This is a genomic window from uncultured Escherichia sp., from assembly GCF_948475835.1.
Lineage (GTDB): Bacteria > Pseudomonadota > Gammaproteobacteria > Enterobacterales > Enterobacteriaceae > ECMA0423.
This window is the reverse complement of sequence record NZ_CAOLGM010000046.1, coordinates 1-15,694: the sequence shown is the minus strand read 5'-3', so window position 1 is coordinate 15,694 and position 15,694 is coordinate 1. Positions and strand designations below refer to the sequence as shown.

15 protein-coding genes and 2 tRNA genes are annotated in these 15,694 nt (G+C 50.1%); 9 read left to right on the top strand and 8 right to left on the bottom strand.

What is annotated here, in order from left to right; genetic code table 11:
* Positions 1-4 precede the first annotated feature (4 nt).
* From QZF50_RS10970 to ydhT, 4 genes are all read left to right on the top strand, one after another.
* Positions 5-643 (top strand): YdhW family putative oxidoreductase system protein, encoded by a 639-nt coding sequence (locus tag QZF50_RS10970; RefSeq protein WP_001297805.1) that lies wholly within the window; start codon positions 5-7, stop codon positions 641-643.
* Between the two features lie 63 nt (positions 644-706).
* Entirely contained in the window at positions 707-1,375 is a 669-nt protein-coding gene (locus QZF50_RS10965) for a 4Fe-4S dicluster domain-containing protein (RefSeq protein WP_001310861.1), read from the top strand.
* Positions 1,372-2,157 (top strand): thiosulfate reductase cytochrome B subunit, encoded by a 786-nt coding sequence (gene phsC, locus QZF50_RS10960; protein WP_001069997.1) that lies wholly within the window; start codon positions 1,372-1,374, stop codon positions 2,155-2,157. Before QZF50_RS10965 ends, phsC begins: the two co-directional genes overlap by 4 nt.
* A gap of 3 nt (positions 2,158-2,160) precedes the next feature.
* On the top strand, positions 2,161-2,973 hold the full coding sequence (ydhT, locus tag QZF50_RS10955) for a protein YdhT (RefSeq protein ID WP_000587560.1): 813 nt from the start codon (positions 2,161-2,163) through the stop codon (positions 2,971-2,973).
* An 11-nt stretch (positions 2,974-2,984) separates the two neighbouring features.
* Here ydhT and QZF50_RS10950 read toward each other — a convergent pair whose 3' ends face one another.
* From QZF50_RS10950 to QZF50_RS10935, 4 genes are all read right to left on the bottom strand, one after another.
* Positions 2,985-4,589 (bottom strand): FAD-NAD(P)-binding protein, encoded by a 1,605-nt coding sequence (locus QZF50_RS10950; protein ID WP_000716922.1) that lies wholly within the window; start codon positions 4,587-4,589, stop codon positions 2,985-2,987.
* A 125-nt stretch (positions 4,590-4,714) separates the two neighbouring features.
* Positions 4,715-5,020, bottom strand: coding sequence for a monooxygenase (locus tag QZF50_RS10945; protein WP_000212657.1), 306 nt, complete (start codon positions 5,018-5,020; stop codon positions 4,715-4,717).
* Positions 5,021-5,127: 107 nt separating this feature from the next.
* A tRNA-Val gene (locus tag QZF50_RS10940) sits at positions 5,128-5,204 on the bottom strand.
* Between the two features lie 4 nt (positions 5,205-5,208).
* Positions 5,209-5,285, bottom strand: a tRNA-Val gene (locus QZF50_RS10935).
* A gap of 307 nt (positions 5,286-5,592) precedes the next feature.
* Here QZF50_RS10935 and QZF50_RS10930 point away from each other — a divergent pair.
* Complete coding sequence (locus QZF50_RS10930; protein WP_000534295.1) at positions 5,593-6,849, top strand: AIDA repeat-containing protein; 1,257 nt, start codon at positions 5,593-5,595, stop codon at positions 6,847-6,849.
* 40 nt (positions 6,850-6,889) lie between these two features.
* Here QZF50_RS10930 and mdtK read toward each other — a convergent pair whose 3' ends face one another.
* Positions 6,890-8,263 (bottom strand): multidrug efflux MATE transporter MdtK, encoded by a 1,374-nt coding sequence (mdtK, locus tag QZF50_RS10925; RefSeq protein ID WP_001174946.1) that lies wholly within the window; start codon positions 8,261-8,263, stop codon positions 6,890-6,892.
* A gap of 214 nt (positions 8,264-8,477) precedes the next feature.
* Between mdtK and ribE the strand changes: the two genes are divergently transcribed.
* A complete protein-coding gene (gene ribE / locus QZF50_RS10920) occupies positions 8,478-9,119 on the top strand; it encodes a riboflavin synthase (protein WP_000493947.1) in 642 nt (213 codons plus the stop codon).
* Between the two features lie 39 nt (positions 9,120-9,158).
* Here the strand turns inward: ribE and cfa are convergent, their stop codons facing one another.
* Positions 9,159-10,307, bottom strand: coding sequence for a cyclopropane fatty acyl phospholipid synthase (gene cfa / locus QZF50_RS10915; RefSeq protein WP_000098911.1), 1,149 nt, complete (start codon positions 10,305-10,307; stop codon positions 9,159-9,161).
* A 290-nt stretch (positions 10,308-10,597) separates the two neighbouring features.
* Positions 10,598-11,809 (bottom strand): purine nucleoside transporter PunC, encoded by a 1,212-nt coding sequence (gene punC, locus QZF50_RS10910; protein WP_001182363.1) that lies wholly within the window; start codon positions 11,807-11,809, stop codon positions 10,598-10,600.
* Positions 11,810-11,921: 112 nt separating this feature from the next.
* On the opposite strand from punC, the gene punR reads away from it, so the two are divergent.
* The gene (gene punR / locus QZF50_RS10905) at positions 11,922-12,854 is read left to right on the top strand and encodes a DNA-binding transcriptional activator PunR (protein ID WP_000269501.1); all 933 of its coding nucleotides are present in this window, start codon (positions 11,922-11,924) and stop codon (positions 12,852-12,854) included.
* Here punR and purR read toward each other — a convergent pair.
* Complete coding sequence (gene purR, locus QZF50_RS10900) at positions 12,851-13,876, bottom strand: HTH-type transcriptional repressor PurR (protein ID WP_000190982.1); 1,026 nt, start codon at positions 13,874-13,876, stop codon at positions 12,851-12,853. The genes punR and purR overlap by 4 nt on opposite strands.
* Before the next feature lie 298 nt (positions 13,877-14,174).
* Between purR and cydH the strand changes: the two genes are divergently transcribed.
* Positions 14,175-14,264 carry a cytochrome bd-I accessory subunit CydH gene (gene cydH, locus QZF50_RS10895; RefSeq protein WP_000102278.1) on the top strand — a complete coding sequence of 30 codons (90 nt, stop codon included), beginning with the start codon at positions 14,175-14,177 and terminating at the stop codon, positions 14,262-14,264.
* A 165-nt stretch (positions 14,265-14,429) separates the two neighbouring features.
* Entirely contained in the window at positions 14,430-15,599 is a 1,170-nt protein-coding gene (locus QZF50_RS10890) for an MFS transporter (protein WP_000701040.1), read from the top strand.
* Positions 15,600-15,694: the final 95 nt, after the last annotated feature.

The window sequence follows — 15,694 nt, the reverse complement described above, 5'->3', positions numbered from 1 at the left end:
TGAGATGAACCATCGGGATGAATTGCCGTTAGCGAAAGTCAGCGAAGTTGACGAGGCGAAGCGGCAATGGTTACAGGGGATGCGTCACCCCGTTGATACGGTAACCGAACCAGAACCGGCTGAAATCCTGGCAGAGTTCATTCGCCAGCATTCTGCGGCTGGGCAGCTGGTAGCGCGCGCCGTGTTTCTCTCGCCACCCTATTCGGTTGCAGAAGAGGAGCTGTCAGTTTTGCTGGAAAGCATTAAGCAGAACGGAGACTACGCGGATATCGCTTGTATGACGGGAAGCCAGGATGATTACTATTACTCAACGCAGGCCATGAGTGAAAACTACGCGGCGATGTCTTTGCAAGTTGTGGAGCAGGACATTTGTCGCGCCATTGCACACGCCGTTCGTTTTGAGTGCCAGACATATCCTCGTCCTTACAAAGTCGCCATGCTGATGCAAGCGCCATATTACTTCCAGGAAGCGCAGATTGAAGCCGCGATCGCCGCGATGGATGTTGCACCTGAATATGCCGATATACGGCAGGTGGAGTCATCGACGGCGGTGTTGTACTTGTTTAGCGAGCGATTTATGACCTATGGCAAGGCTTATGGCTTATGCGAATGGTTCGAGGTAGAGCAGTTTCAGAACCCCTGAAATTTCAGGGAGATGTCATGGATAGGGTGGACAGTTGCAGCCACTGCATTAGGGGATAATCAGATGTCCTTCACTCGACGCAAATTTGTTCTGGGGATGGGAACAGTAATCTTTTTTACTGGTTCTGCGTCTTCTCTGTTAGCGAACACGAGGCAAGAAAAGGAAGTTCGGTATGCCATGATTCATGACGAGTCACGGTGCAATGGCTGTAATATTTGCGCCCGCGCATGCCGTAAAACTAACCACGTCCCCGCTCAGGGAAGCCGTTTATCGATAGCACACATTCCAGTCACCGATAACGATAACGAAACGCAGTATCACTTTTTTCGCCAGTCATGTCAGCACTGCGAAGATGCTCCGTGCATCGACGTATGCCCGACAGGGGCGTCGTGGCGTGATGAGCAGGGGATCGTGCGGGTAGAAAAATCGCAGTGCATCGGCTGCAGTTATTGCATTGGCGCTTGTCCGTACCAGGTTCGCTACCTTAACCCTGTCACTAAAGTGGCAGATAAATGTGATTTCTGCGCTGAGTCCCGACTGGCAAAAGGCTTTCCGCCCATTTGCGTCAGCGCCTGCCCGGAACACGCATTGATCTTTGGTCGCGAAGATAGCCCAGAAATTCAGGCGTGGTTGCAGCAAAATAAATACTATCAATATCAGCTACCTGGTGCCGGGAAACCGCATCTGTATCGCCGGTTCGGTCAACATTTGATTAAAAAGGAAAATGTATGAACCCGTCGCAACATGCTGAACAGTTTCAGAGCCAGTTAGCGAACTATGTGCCACAGTTCACTCCCGAATTTTGGCCGGTGTGGTTGATCATTGCCGGAGTATTGCTGGTTGGGATGTGGTTGGTGCTGGGGCTGCATGCCTTGCTTCGTGCTCGTGGCGTGAAGAAATCAGTCACCGATTATGGTGAGAAGATTTATCTTTACTGCAAAGCGGTCAGATTATGGCACTGGTCGAATGCGTTACTCTTTGTATTGTTGCTGGCAAGTGGGCTGATAAATCACTTTGCGCTGGTGGGCGCAACTGCGGTTAAAAGTCTGGTTGCGGTGCATGAAGTTTGCGGATTTTTGTTACTCGCATGCTGGCTCGGCTTTGTGCTGATCAATGCCGTTGGGGGTAATGGTCACCACTATCGCATTCGTCGTCAGGGGTGGCTGGAGCGAGCGGCAAAACAAACGCGATTTTATTTGTTTGGCATTATGCAGGGGGAAGAACATCCTTTCCCGGCAACAACCCAGTCTAAATTTAATCCCTTACAGCAGGTCGCCTATGTTGGTGTTATGTATGGATTGCTGCCGTTGTTACTATTGACGGGGCTGCTGTGTCTCTATCCGCAAGCCGTGGGAGATGTGTTTCCTGGCGTAAGATACTGGTTATTGCAGGCGCATTTTGCTCTGGCATTTATAAGCCTCTTTTTTATCTTCGGTCATCTTTATCTTTGCACCACGGGGCGTACGCCACACGAAACCTTTAAAAGCATGGTCGATGGCTATCACCGGCACTAACGAATGATCATTACACGAGCAGACCTGCGAGAATGGCGTATCGGAGCGGTGATGTATCGCTGGTTCCTGCGCCATTTCCCACGCGGCGGTAGTTATGCCGATATTCATCATGCACTGATTGAGGAAGGATATACGGACTGGGCGGAGAGTCTGGTTGAGTATGCGTGGAAAAAATGGCTGGCGGATGAAAACTTCGCGCATCAGGAAGTTTCCTCTATGCAAAAACTGGCCACAGACCCCGGAGAGATACCATTTTGCAGTCAGTTTGCCCGCAGCGACGATCATGCTCGCATCGGCTGTTGTGAGGATAACGCCCGAATCGCAACCGCTGGGTATGCCGCGCAAATTGCCAGTATGGGTTATAGCGTGCGGATTGGAAGTGTCGGCTTTAACAGTCACATTGGCAGCTCCGGTGAACGCGCACGGGTTGCTGTAACCGGTAATTCTTCGCGGATAAGCAGCGCTGGAGATAGTAGTCGGATTGCGAATACCGGAATGCGAGTACGCGTTTGTACATTGGGTGAACGGTGTCATGTCGCCAGTAATGGTGACCTGGTGCAAATCGCCAGCTTTGGCGCAAACGCCAGAATTGCCAACAGCGGCGACAATGTACACATCATTGCCAGCGGTGAAAATTCAACGGTAGTGAGCACGGGCGTGGTCGACTCAATTATTCTCGGGCCAGGGGGAAGCGCCGCACTGGCATATCATGACGGCGAAAGAGTTCGCTTCGCCGTCGCCATTGAAGGTGAAAACAATATTCGAACCGGAGTCCGCTATCGTCTTAATGAACAGCATCAGTTTGTTGAGTGCTGATAGCTTTACCTTTAATCAAACGAAAGACGCCGACGAGCACGGGATGCAGGCTTTACGACCGCCCGAGCCATCGCCTCACCAATTTCTGCACATGCCGTAAGTCCCTGAACGAAAGGCTGGTCGTGCATCAACCAGGGCAACGCGCCGAACGCTACGCGTCCACGAATATCTTCGGGTTGCTGTAACGTATAATCTTCGCCAACATCAGGGATTTCATCCCCTGTTTTCTGTAATTGCTCGCGTAGCCCAGGGAAAGGAATATCTTTCACTTTAAGCGGACGCTGTCCGCGGGCATCAATAAAAACGTCAAACGAGTAGCTGTTGTCTTCCGTTTTCAGGACGGTGCGCGACTCATTAATTTCCATTTTGTAGTCTTCACCGAGGGCGAGAATATGAATGATTCCCGCTTCACGTAAGGCAAGTAGGCGACGAATAGACTCTGAAGGGATTGCCGCATAATTATCGATGAAAACCCTGGCAAGGCCTTTACTGAACCGTTTATGGTCGTGTTCATTCAGATGAGGAACAATTTCCTGTACGGCTTCATGCAGGCGCAGAATGACATAACGCCAGGGAACAGTATGTTTTTCTCGTTTATTGCGTTCGACTTCCTGGAGATTTTTTTCTGCCCAGTCAAATGGGTCGCGTTGTTTGCGCTCGGCAAACCAGGCTTGAGCAAAGGAATCGACATTCAGGCTCTCTAAGGCTATGCGTTGGCTCCAGTCTGGATCAGCAAACTTGATTTCCTCTACTATCAATCTAAATACCCGATCCAAAAGGCCCTCTTCACCTTTTTGAATCTCAGCATTTAATGCCTGATCGGTGACGATGTGTAAGGGCTCGTAGGGAATAGGGCAATAGAAATCGGCTTCGGGTAAAATACCCGTGCGCGACATCAACGTAATATTTAGCTTTTCACTTGCGTTATCGCGGTTAAAAACGACGTGTTGTTTATCATCTTCAATGAACGAACCATGCTGAATAGCCACTGCCATTGCCGCATCCAGTCCGCTCAAGGATGTTCCCATAATACCCACGTTACACGCATCGACCTTTGCTTCCATCAGGCCTGACCACGGACTGGGAAAATACGTTCTGGTTGCTTCTTCTTCATCAGGCCAGACGTGACCCGTGGCAATCACCGCTAAATCAAACGTCTCGCTGGGTAAATCCTGATTTGTAGCGAGCATGACGCCAGCATTTGTAATTTGCAGATCGGTAACCTGGCATGATTCATAAACAGCCACTGCAAATTTTTGCTGTCGTGCCTGGTCTACTAATCGTAAAAATTGATCGCGGAAATATTCGCCCAGCAGAATTCGCGGTAAAAACTGACGATCGTGCAAGGTTTCTTTTTTAACGCCATAACGCTGGAGATGGCTGGCTTCTTGCTTTTGTAGCCATTCGAGATACGTACAATTAATCGGCGGTATTTCAATACTGGCAATATTTGCCAGCATCATTTTTGAGTTTTCCTCATCACTGTATGGCATCCCGACACCGGCCTCGTCAGCCTGCTCGAAGATAGAAATAGAAAGTGGAGTTTGTTGCTGTAGAAGCGAGAATAAGGTGTAGATCCCCGTAGGCCCGGCACCCACAATAGCAATTTTTTTCATTGTTACTTACCTGTACGCATTCTTTCGAATTTAGTGTTATCAGATAAGTTTGGTTGAGATTTTTAGAATTTGAGAAATTTCAGACAGGGATGAAAAGGGCGCTAACCGCCCTTGATTAAATTCTGTCAGGCGAGTTTTGCCTGATTGATTTGACTCAGTGGCTCATTGACATCGAAAACTTTGGCGACAACTTCCTCAACGCCGAGATTTTTCAGTCGGGCAGTGTGTTTTTCCAGATAGGCAAGGGCGCTTTTTTCATCAGTGAAAAGGTAGATCCCACCGGCTTCGTGGTTCTTTTCACTTTCGGTCCATACCTTCCACAGAAAACCAGGTTCCTGATTAATCGACTCAGCAAGCGGTTTAAGCTGCTCAGCCATTGCGTCGCCAAATGGGCCATTGAAAGCAAAATGAAGTTGTAACAAAGTTGCCATAGCGATTCTCCTTCTGATAACGCATACGAAGACAGTGTAAATCTTTTAACGTATTGGATACAGAGAAGAAACAGAGGGAAAAAGGAGAAGACCAGATTAAGAAAATCTGGTGCGTCCGAGTGGACTCGAACCACCGACCCCCACCATGTCAAGGTGGTGCTCTAACCAACTGAGCTACGGACGCAGGATGGTGCGTTCAATTGGACTCGAACCAACGACCCCCACCATGTCAAGGTGGTGCTCTAACCAACTGAGCTATGAACGCAACGTTGTAGGTGACAACGGGGACGAATATTAGCGGCAGAGTGGGAAGGTGGCAAGAGGCAAAACGTAATTTTCTGCGCTATTTCGACCGTTTGCAGAGCTTTTAAGCAAATTGGCTATATTTTGTTGATTTGCAAGGGCGATTTTTATTCAGGATCGCATTTACATCTGATACAACCCAATAATTCGTGTATCAGAGTTTAAACAGAGTTGTTTGCCACCATCTCAAATCTGTCGTGGATAAATCCTCCGTAGCCTTTACACTTAGGTAGCAATAAAGGCACACAGATGCAGCAAAGGAATAAATCATGGGATCTGATGCGAAAAACTTGATGAGCGACGGGAATGTGCAAATTGTTAAGACCGGCGAGGTCATTGGCGCGACGCAACTTACTGAAGGCGAGTTGATTGTTGAAGCTGGCGGAAGAGCCGAAAATACCGTGGTCACGGGGGCTGGCTGGTTGAAAGTGGCAACCGGTGGGATCGCCAAATGCACACAGTACGGTAACAATGGCACGCTATCGGTCAGCGACGGTGCCATTGCCACAGATATTGTTCAGTCCGAGGGAGGCGCAATTAGTCTCTCTACGCTCGCTACGGTTAATGGCCGCCATCCCGAAGGTGAATTCAGCGTTGATCAGGGTTATGCCTGCGGTTTGTTGCTGGAAAATGGCGGTAACCTGCGTGTACTGGAAGGACATCGCGCGGAAAAAATCATTCTCGATCAAGAGGGCGGCCTGTTGGTTAATGGGACAACCTCAGCGGTCGTGGTAGATGAAGGTGGTGAATTGTTGGTGTATCCAGGTGGGGAAGCCAGCAATTGTGAGATTAATCAGGGCGGCGTTTTTATGCTGGCCGGGAAAGCCAGTGATACGTTGCTTGCTGGTGGCACCATGAATAATCTCGGTGGTGAAGACTCTGACACTATTGTTGAGAATGGATCCATTTATCGTCTGGGGACGGATGGCCTTCAGCTCTACAGTTCCGGTAAGACGCAAAACCTGTCCGTGAATGTGGGTGGTCGGGCTGAAGTGCATGCCGGTACGCTGGAAAATGCGGTAATACAAGGTGGAACAGTGATCCTTTTGTCACCCACCAGCGCGGACGAAAATTTTGTCGTAGAGGAAGATCGCGCACCGGTTGAACTGACCGGGAGTGTTGCATTACTGGACGGCGCTTCAATGATTATTGGCTATGGCGCAGATCTGCAACAATCAACGATTACTGTACAGCAGGGCGGTGTGTTGATTCTCGACGGCAGTACGGTAAAAGGTGACAGTGTCACTTTTAGTGTTGGTAACATCAATCTGAACGGCGGAAAACTGTGGCTGATCACTGGTGCGGCAACGCATGTGCAACTGAAAGTGAAACGCCTGCGCGGAGAGGGAGCGATTTGCCTGCAAACCAGTGCGAAAGAAATCTCACCTGACTTCATCAATGTGAAAGGGGAAGTTACCGGGGATATACACGTTGAGATAACAGATGCCAGTCGGCAAACTCTGTGCAACGCTCTGAAATTACAGCCAGACGAAGACGGGATTGGCGCAACGCTCCAGCCTGCGTAAAAACACAGGCGCAACCCGTGAAGGTTGCGCCTTGTCTTTATTAGCGGGATGCTCGTTGCAGAATGATAACTGACGGCAGACGTTGCAGGAACCGCATACGCAGCATCATCATAATGGCTGCCGACGTCAGGCCAATAATAAAGCCTATCCAGAAGCCTGCTGGCCCCATAGGTTTAACGACCAGATCGGTCAGTGCCAGAATATAGCCGCTTGGCAAGCCCAGCACCCAGTAAGCCGTAAAGGTGATATAGAAAATGGAACGCGTATCTTTATAACCACGCAAAATCCCACTGCCAATCACCTGGATTGAGTCAGAAATCTGATATACCGCCGCCAGCAACATCAAATGCGCAGCCAGCGTTACAACCTCGGGATTGTCGTTGTACAACAGGGCGATTTGCTCCCGCAGTGAAACCGTGAATATGGCCGTCAGGGTTGCCATACAGACACCCACCATAAGCCCGGTCCGCGCAGCGGTTTGCGCATCCAGCGTTGAGCCCTGACCCAGACGATAACCTACGCGGATAGTTACCGCTGCCGCCAGCGACATTGGAAGCACAAACATCAGTGAACTAAAGTTCAGGGCAATCTGGTGTCCTGCGACATCAACAATACCGAGCGGAGACACTAACAGAGCCACGACGGCAAACAGTGTCACTTCAAAGAATAGTGCCAGCGCAATCGGCAAACCGAGTTGAATCAGTCGTTTCATAACCGCAGGATCGGGTTTCGCGGTGCCTTTTTCGTTACGAATATCGCGCATGGAGCGGGCGCGTTTAATGTAAGAAACCATGGCAAGGAACATGACCCAATACACCGCCGCAGTAGCCACGCCACAACCAACGCCACCGAGCTCAGGCATACCGAAATGACCATAAATAAAGATATAGTTCACCGGAATGTTCACCAGCAGGCCGATAAAGCCCATTACCATACCCGGCTTGGTTTTTGCCAGACCTTCACATTGGTTACGGGCAACCTGGAAGAACAGATAGCCCGGCGCGCCCCACAACAACGCACGCAGATAACCCACGGCTTTGTCCGCCAGAGCCGGATCGATGTTTTCCATGGAGCGGATAATGTAACCTGCATTCCACAGCACAAGCATAATGAGAACGGAAACAAAACCTGCCAGCCAGAAACCTTGTCGCACCTGATGCGCAATGCGCTCACGTCGACCGGAACCATTTAATTGCGCGATAACCGGCGTTAATGCCAGCAGCAGTCCGTGACCAAAGAGGATCGCCGGAAGCCAGATAGAAGTACCGATAGCGACCGCCGCCATGTCGGTGGCACTATAGCCGCCCGCCATCACGGTATCGACAAAACCCATCGCAGTTTGGGCGATTTGCGCGAGAATCACCGGGATTGCTAATGCTAATAACAGACGCGCTTCACTGATATACTTCTGCACGTGAACACCTTTTATTTGTAGTTATATGAGAGACTAAAAAGCCGCCTGAATGGGCAGCAAAAAGAAGAAGCAGGGGAAATTCAGTCTATTGTAGCGAGGATTTATTAATTCTCCAGTGAAAAAATAGTCATTCTTACCCCTTCACTGGTAAGGGCGTTTGCCACCTGCTATTGTGCTGAACAGAATGTCTTAACTGATTTCAGGAGTTGTAAGTATGTTTACGGGGATTGTACAGGGCACCGCAAAACTGGTGTCGATTGACGAGAAACCAAATTTTCGTACGCATGTGGTGGAGTTACCCGACCACATGCTGGACGGCCTGGAAACAGGTGCTTCCGTGGCGCATAACGGTTGCTGCCTGACCGTGACGGAAATTAACGGCAACCATGTCAGTTTTGACCTGATGAAAGAAACGTTACGCATTACCAATCTTGGCGATTTAAAAGTGGGGGATTGGGTAAACGTTGAGCGTGCGGCGAAATTCAGTGATGAAATTGGCGGACACTTAATGTCAGGTCATATTATGACCACCGCTGAAGTGGCGAAAATATTAACCTCGGAAAATAATCGCCAGATCTGGTTTAAAGTCCAGGATAGTCAGTTGATGAAATATATCCTGTACAAAGGATTTATTGGCATCGACGGTATTAGCCTGACCGTCGGCGAAGTCACGCCAACGCGTTTTTGCGTCCATTTAATTCCGGAAACTCTGGAACGCACGACTCTTGGGAAGAAAAAACTCGGCGCACGCGTCAACATTGAAATTGATCCACAAACTCAGGCAGTGGTAGATACGGTAGAACGTGTGCTGGCGGCACGAGAAAATGCCATGAATCAACCAGGTACAGAAGCCTGATCTGAAATCGCCCCCGGAGAGGGGGCGATAGAATAGCCTTTAGCGAGCGACTCGAAGGCCGTTTTCAACACCGCGTGAGAACACGACCTGCCAGAGCTGAATATCACGGGCGCGGAAAGCACCTGCACAGGCATTCAGATAATAGGTAAACATTCGTTTAAAGCGTTCACTGTAGTTATCCGCAATTTCTGGCCATGCGGCGAGGAATCGTTCATACCACGCCATCAACGTAGTATCGTAATCAGCACCGAAGTTATGCCAGTCTTCCATCACGAAGTGGGGTTCGCTGGATTGAGCAATCTGGCGTACAGAGGGCAGGCAACCGTTCGGAAAAATATATTTATTAATCCAGGGATCAACATTCAGATCGGTTTTTTTCGAACCGATAGTATGGAGCAGGAATATACCTTCCGGTTTCAAATTACGATCCACCACCGCAAAATAGGTATCGTAATTTTTCGGTCCGACGTGCTCGAACATCCCCACAGAAACAATACGATCAAACTGGTCGTTCAGGTCACGATAATCTTGCAGCAAAATGGTGACATCCAGGCCTTCACAGCGTTCCTGAGCCATTTTTTGCTGTTCGGCAGAAATGGTGACGCCGACCACGCTTACGTCATAGTTAGATGCCATGTAGTGCGCCAGTCCGCCCCAGCCGCAGCCAATATCCAGTACGCGCATCCCTGGTTTTAACTGCAATTTTTCACAAATCATTTTGAGCTTCGCCTGCTGGGCAGATTCCAGATTATCGGCATCTTTCCAGTAAGCGCAGGAATATTGCATGAAGGGATCAAGCATGCGGCTGAACAAGTCATTACCCAAATCGTAATGCTCCTTGCCGACTATCCAGGCACGTTTTTTACTCTGCAGATTGAAGAGACGAGCGCTGGCAATACGCAGCGTGTCTTTGAAATGATGGGGGAGTTGGTTCTCGAGACCTGCGCGTAAGACTTTGCTAAAAAACATATCCAGTCGGTCACATTCCCACCAGCCATCCATATAACTTTCGCCTAACCCCAAAGAGCCTTCTTGCAGAACGCGTTTAAAAAAATCGGGGTTTTTCACACGAATATCCGCCGGGGCAGAACCGTTAATGGCTATACCGGCACGGCTAAGTAATTCGTTGGCGATACGGTACCAGTTGTCATCCGGTACACTGACTTCTTCTATACACGATGAACTCATAGTTTCTCCATCACTGGTCGGTGATCAGAACCTTAAAACAGCGTAGACGCTTTTTGGGCTTTGTGAGAAATCTCGCAGAAAAAACCGCGAGTCTATAATCCGACGTAGAACAGAGGGAAAGGAGGAACCTTTGCCGAAATGACCATCCATAGTGAGTCGGGAACGATCCTGTCCCCGTAAAAACATAATATTTATCGTAGCTTTAACAACTCGAAATTAGTATAGGCCGCTAATTTCAATCATACAACAAAATTTTGTTAGCAGCCTAAGTATAAGTATATCGATATAGATCAGTGTGATTCGCTATGAGCGACTTCGGCATTGCCATGATTCTGGCAGCCAACTTCTTCACAACGTTGCATCATGTAACCCAGAGCGACCAGCACTACTGTTGATAACATCACGCTGGTGGTGGTGAGCAATGGCGTGCTGATACTGATCAGCCAGGAAACTACCAGACTTGCGAGGAAGCACAGACCCAGTTGTAGAGTGTTCTGCAATGCTGCGGCGCGACCAGTTGCGTGTGGGAAGGGACGCAGCGCCTGGGCGACAACAATCGGGTAGATCGCGCCATTGGCAATCGCCATCACACAGAATGGGATCAGGATTTCGACCAGCGACACATGGCTAATGAAGCCTGCAGCCCAGGTCGCAATGACGCTGACTGCAAACAGCACCAGCAACCACGGTAATAACTGCTTGCCTTGCCATTTCTGCAGCGCGGCGCGACAGCCATAACCACCAATCAGAAACGCGATAGTTTGCGGGACATAACTTAAACCAATAACTGCCGGGCTGTAGCCCATTTCACTAAGGATGAACGGTGAACCGGTCAGCCATGCAAAAAAACTGGCTGAACAGGCCGCGTATATCAGCACGTTGCCGCGATAGGTTTTAGAACGTAGCAGGTCGGTAAAGGTCAGACCATCCTGACTATTGTTACGGGCCTTCGTCGTGGGTTTGAGCCAGAAAATAGGCAGAATCAGCACCACGGTAATGGCAAACAGGGTGGCGAAAATCGCCTGCCAGGAAAAATGGACCAGCAGCCAGCTTCCTAACAGAGGAGCCAGGGCCGGAGATAGACCCACCAGCGGCATGATGGTCGCAAAAATTCGGTTAACTTTCTGTGAAGGATAATAATCCGTCACTAACGCTTGCCAGATAACCGCCGCGGCGCAGACACCCACAGCCTGTACAAAACGCAATACCAGCAGCGTAGCGGCGTTTTCTACCCACAGCATCCCCAGACTACCTAACGCAAAAATTGTCAGGCCGATTAATAACACCGGTTTACGACCATAACGGTCGGAGAGTGGCCCCCACAGAAGCTGGGCTGCGGCAAAACCGGCAAGGAACAGACTAAGGCTGGCACTGACAGCAGACGCAGGCGTTTGCAGGTCGGCCTGTATGGCGGCGAAAGCAGGCAGATACATATCGGTTGCCAGAAAACCGAGTACGCTCAAACCCGCCAGCCAGACTAAAAATCTTTTCCCAGGTTGCATGTATATTCTCTAAATCTCTCAATTAAACACCGCCGCAAAGTGTAGGGAGTGAAATTAGTGTTGTGAAACGGTAATATTTGATGACTGGTTTCAAAAATTTTGCAGGCAGACTATGTGGTCAGAATATTCACTCGAAGTTGTTGATGCGGTAGCGCGTAATGGTAGTTTTAGCGCTGCGGCACAGGAGCTGCATCGCGTTCCTTCTGCGGTCAGCTATACCGTGCGTCAGCTGGAAGAGTGGCTGGCGGTGCCGCTCTTTGAACGACGGCACCGTGATGTGGAGCTGACCGCTGCTGGAGCGTGGTTTCTCAAAGAAGGGCGCTCTGTTGTCAAAAAAATGCAGATCACCCGCCAGCAATGTCAGCAGATAGCGAACGGCTGGCGCGGTCAGTTAGCTATCGCAGTGGATAATATTGTCAGGCCAGAACGTACACGGCAGATGATCGTTGATTTTTATCGCCATTTTGATGATGTCGAACTTCTTGTCTTTCAGGAAGTGTTCAACGGTGTCTGGGATGCGCTTTCCGACGGGCGCGTGGAACTGGCGATTGGCGCAACACGCGCGATTCCGGTAGGCGGTCGTTATGCCTTCCGGGATATGGGGATGCTAAGCTGGAGTTGCGTTGTTGCCAGCCACCACCCGCTGGCGTTGATGGATGGCCCATTCAGCGATGATACGTTGCGCAACTGGCCGTCGTTGGTGCGCGAAGACACCTCGCGAACGCTACCTAAACGTATTACCTGGTTGCTGGATAACCAAAAAAGAGTTGTCGTGCCTGACTGGGAATCATCGGCAACCTGTATCTCGGCAGGATTATGCATAGGGATGGTGCCAACACATTTCGCCAAACCGTGGCTTAATGAGGGGAAGTGGGTAGCACTTGAATTGGAAAACCCCTTCCCGGATTCGGCATGTTGTCTGACATGGCAGCAAAATGATATGTCGCCTGCGTTAACCTGGCTGCTTGAGTATCTCGGCGATAGTGAGACGCTGAATAAGGAGTGGCTGCGGGAGCCGGAAGAGACTCCCGCAACGGGTGATTAACGACGATAGTCGCGGAACGGGCCGTCAGCCACGGAGCGGCGTTCAATCAAGCGCGGATGCACTTCAATGGACTGCGGTTCTTCACGTTTGTTGACGATACGATCCAACAGCATGTTGAACGCTGTTTCACCCAGCGAATCTTTTGGCTGGTGGATCGTGGTCAGCGCCGGCGTAAAATAGCGGGCGTTGCGCACGTTATCATAACCGATCAGCGAAACATCCTGCGGGACGCGCAGACCCATTTCATCAGCAGCACAAAGTGCGCCCATTGCCATGATATCGCCACCACAGAAGACGGCAGTAGGGCGATGCGGCTGCGACAGTATTTGCTGCATGGCGCGATAACCAGATTCGGGTTCAAAGTCACCCTGAACAATCCAGCTTTCCGGCACCTTGATCATCGCTTCTTCCATCGCCTTCATAAAACCGGCAAGGCGGCCTGCGCCGGTGTTACGTTCCAGCGGGCCGGGGATGACGCCGATTTCGCGGTGACCGCGTTCAATCAGATAACGCCCGGCCATGTAGCCGCCTTCGAACGCGTTATCAATGACCGCATCGGTGAAGTCAGCTTTTGCTTCACCCCAGTCCATCACCACCATTGGGATATGGCGATACTCTTCCAGCATCGCCAGCAACGGCTCTGGGTACTCAGAACACATCACCAGCAGACCATCGACGCGTTTTTGCGCCATCATCGACAGATAAGCCCGCTGTTTCTCAAGATTGTTCCACGCATTACCCAGAATCAGGGTGTAACCTTTCTGGAAGCAATTTTTTTCAACCGCTTCAATGATCTCGGCAAAATAGGCCGCTTCGCTGCTGGTCGCCAGCAAACCGATAGACTTGGTGTGGTTAACCTTCAGGCTACGCGCCACCGCGCTAGGGGAGTAGTGTAATTCTTTAATCGCTGCCCACACGGCGTTGCGCGTTTCTTCAGCGACGAAACGTGTTTTGTTGATTACGTGTGACACAGTTGTAGTGGAAACGTTTGCTCGTTTCGCTACATCTTTTATTGTTGCCATTCCATTTCACTCCAGACCCTAACTTCAGCTCCTGCAAAATCGCAAGGTAAACGTTTGCCTTTACACACCTTACGCACAACAAAAGTGTTGCGGTACGCCGGAAAAACGACACGGAGCGTCAGGAAGGGGTCAATGGCCAGTACGCAAATAGTGTAAGCGTGGAATTTTGGCCGATCTTGACGAAAAGGGGAAGTGGTAAAAACACTTATCATTATAAATGACGGGAGATTTTTTCATCACAGTGTGTAAAAATGCGTAATATCACTTTTTGTGTGGTAATAAAAAAGGAGAAAACTTGATGAGCACCGACCTTAAATTTTCACTGGTAACAACGATTATCGTCCTCGGTTTGATCGTGGCCGTGGGTTTGACTGCCGCGCTGCACTGATTTCCTCTCGAGGGAGCGCGTTCTCCCTCGCATCTCCTTCCTGTTTGTTAGCAAAATGGCAAAAGTGTTTTCTCTTTTTGTTATTTTCATTTTTTTGTGATTGCTGTCATGCTTTCGCCACTTTAATGAATATCGCGTAATGACGCGAAGAGGTGGAGATAAGGCATGAAAATTAACTATCCGTTGCTGGCGCTGGCGATTGGCGCGTTTGGTATCGGGACAACGGAGTTCTCGCCAATGGGTTTGTTGCCCGTCATTGCGCGCGGTGTGGATGTCTCGATTCCCGCTGCCGGAATGTTAATCAGTGCCTATGCAGTTGGCGTAATGGTGGGCGCGCCGCTGATGACGCTTCTACTTTCTCATCGTGCCCGCCGCAGTGCGTTGATTTTCCTGATGGCAATTTTCACGCTCGGCAACGTACTTTCCGCCATCGCGCCGGATTATATGACCCTGATGCTTTCACGCATTTTGACCAGCCTGAATCACGGAGCATTTTTTGGTTTGGGTTCAGTCGTGGCCGCAAGCGTGGTGCCAAAACATAAACAGGCCAGCGCAGTTGCCACTATGTTTATGGGGTTAACCCTGGCAAATATCGGTGGCGTGCCGGCGGCGACCTGGTTGGGTGAAACCATCGGCTGGCGGATGTCATTTCTGGCAACGGCGGGGCTGGGAGTGATTTCAATGGTAAGTCTGTTCTTCTCATTACCTAAAGGTGGTGCAGGGGCACGACCTGAAGTGAAAAAAGAGCTGGCGGTATTAATGCGTCCGCAGGTGCTGTCTGCATTGCTGACGACGGTACTGGGAGCTGGTGCAATGTTTACTCTCTACACCTATATCTCTCCGGTACTGCAAAGTATTACCCACGCAACACCGGTGTTCGTCACGGCAATGCTGGTGCTGATTGGTGTCGGATTCTCTATCGGTAACTATCTCGGCGGCAAACTGGCAGATCGTTCAGTTAACGGCACGTTGAAAGGCTTTTTGTTGTTGTTGATGGTGATTATGCTGGCAATCCCGTTCCTGGCCCGCAATGAGTTCGGCGCAGCTATTAGCATGGTGGTGTGGGGCGCAGCAACCTTTGCGGTCGTACCGCCGTTACAGATGCGCGTGATGCGTGTCGCCAGTGAAGCGCCAGGTCTGTCTTCATCAGTCAATATTGGTGCCTTTAATCTTGGAAATGCGCTGGGAGCAGCTGCTGGTGGTGCGGTAATTTCCGCTGGGCTGGGATACAGCTTTGTGCCGGTGATGGGAGCGATTGTCGCGGGACTGGCATTATTGCTGGTGTTTATGTCAGCCAGAAAACAACCTGAAACAGTTTGCGTTGCTAACAGCTAATTAAACAAAAACGCAGAAGGATAACCTTCTGCGTTACAGTTGCTGACAACGTGCGATTTATCTTGCCGAATGCGCTGTTAACGCCTCATCCGCGT

Excerpts from the sequence above, each read along its gene's own strand:
- QZF50_RS10945 (WP_000212657.1), bottom strand. The coding sequence starts at position 5,020 with ATGGCAACTTTGTTACAACTTCATTTTGCTTTCAATGGCCCATTTGGC.
- ribE (WP_000493947.1), top strand. The coding sequence starts at position 8,478 with ATGTTTACGGGGATTGTACAGGGCACCGCAAAACTGGTGTCGATTGAC.
- cydH (WP_000102278.1), top strand. The coding sequence starts at position 14,175 with ATGAGCACCGACCTTAAATTTTCACTGGTAACAACGATTATCGTCCTC.
- QZF50_RS10890 (WP_000701040.1), top strand. The coding sequence starts at position 14,430 with ATGAAAATTAACTATCCGTTGCTGGCGCTGGCGATTGGCGCGTTTGGT.
- QZF50_RS10970 (WP_001297805.1), top strand. The coding sequence starts at position 5 with ATGAACCATCGGGATGAATTGCCGTTAGCGAAAGTCAGCGAAGTTGAC.
- QZF50_RS10930 (WP_000534295.1), top strand. The coding sequence starts at position 5,593 with ATGGGATCTGATGCGAAAAACTTGATGAGCGACGGGAATGTGCAAATT.
- punR (WP_000269501.1), top strand. The coding sequence starts at position 11,922 with ATGTGGTCAGAATATTCACTCGAAGTTGTTGATGCGGTAGCGCGTAAT.
- QZF50_RS10950 (WP_000716922.1), bottom strand. The coding sequence starts at position 4,589 with ATGAAAAAAATTGCTATTGTGGGTGCCGGGCCTACGGGGATCTACACC.
- purR (WP_000190982.1), bottom strand. The coding sequence starts at position 13,876 with ATGGCAACAATAAAAGATGTAGCGAAACGAGCAAACGTTTCCACTACA.
- ydhT (WP_000587560.1), top strand. The coding sequence starts at position 2,161 with ATGATCATTACACGAGCAGACCTGCGAGAATGGCGTATCGGAGCGGTG.
- phsC (WP_001069997.1), top strand. The coding sequence starts at position 1,372 with ATGAACCCGTCGCAACATGCTGAACAGTTTCAGAGCCAGTTAGCGAAC.
- QZF50_RS10965 (WP_001310861.1), top strand. The coding sequence starts at position 707 with ATGTCCTTCACTCGACGCAAATTTGTTCTGGGGATGGGAACAGTAATC.
- punC (WP_001182363.1), bottom strand. The coding sequence starts at position 11,809 with ATGCAACCTGGGAAAAGATTTTTAGTCTGGCTGGCGGGTTTGAGCGTA.
- cfa (WP_000098911.1), bottom strand. The coding sequence starts at position 10,307 with ATGAGTTCATCGTGTATAGAAGAAGTCAGTGTACCGGATGACAACTGG.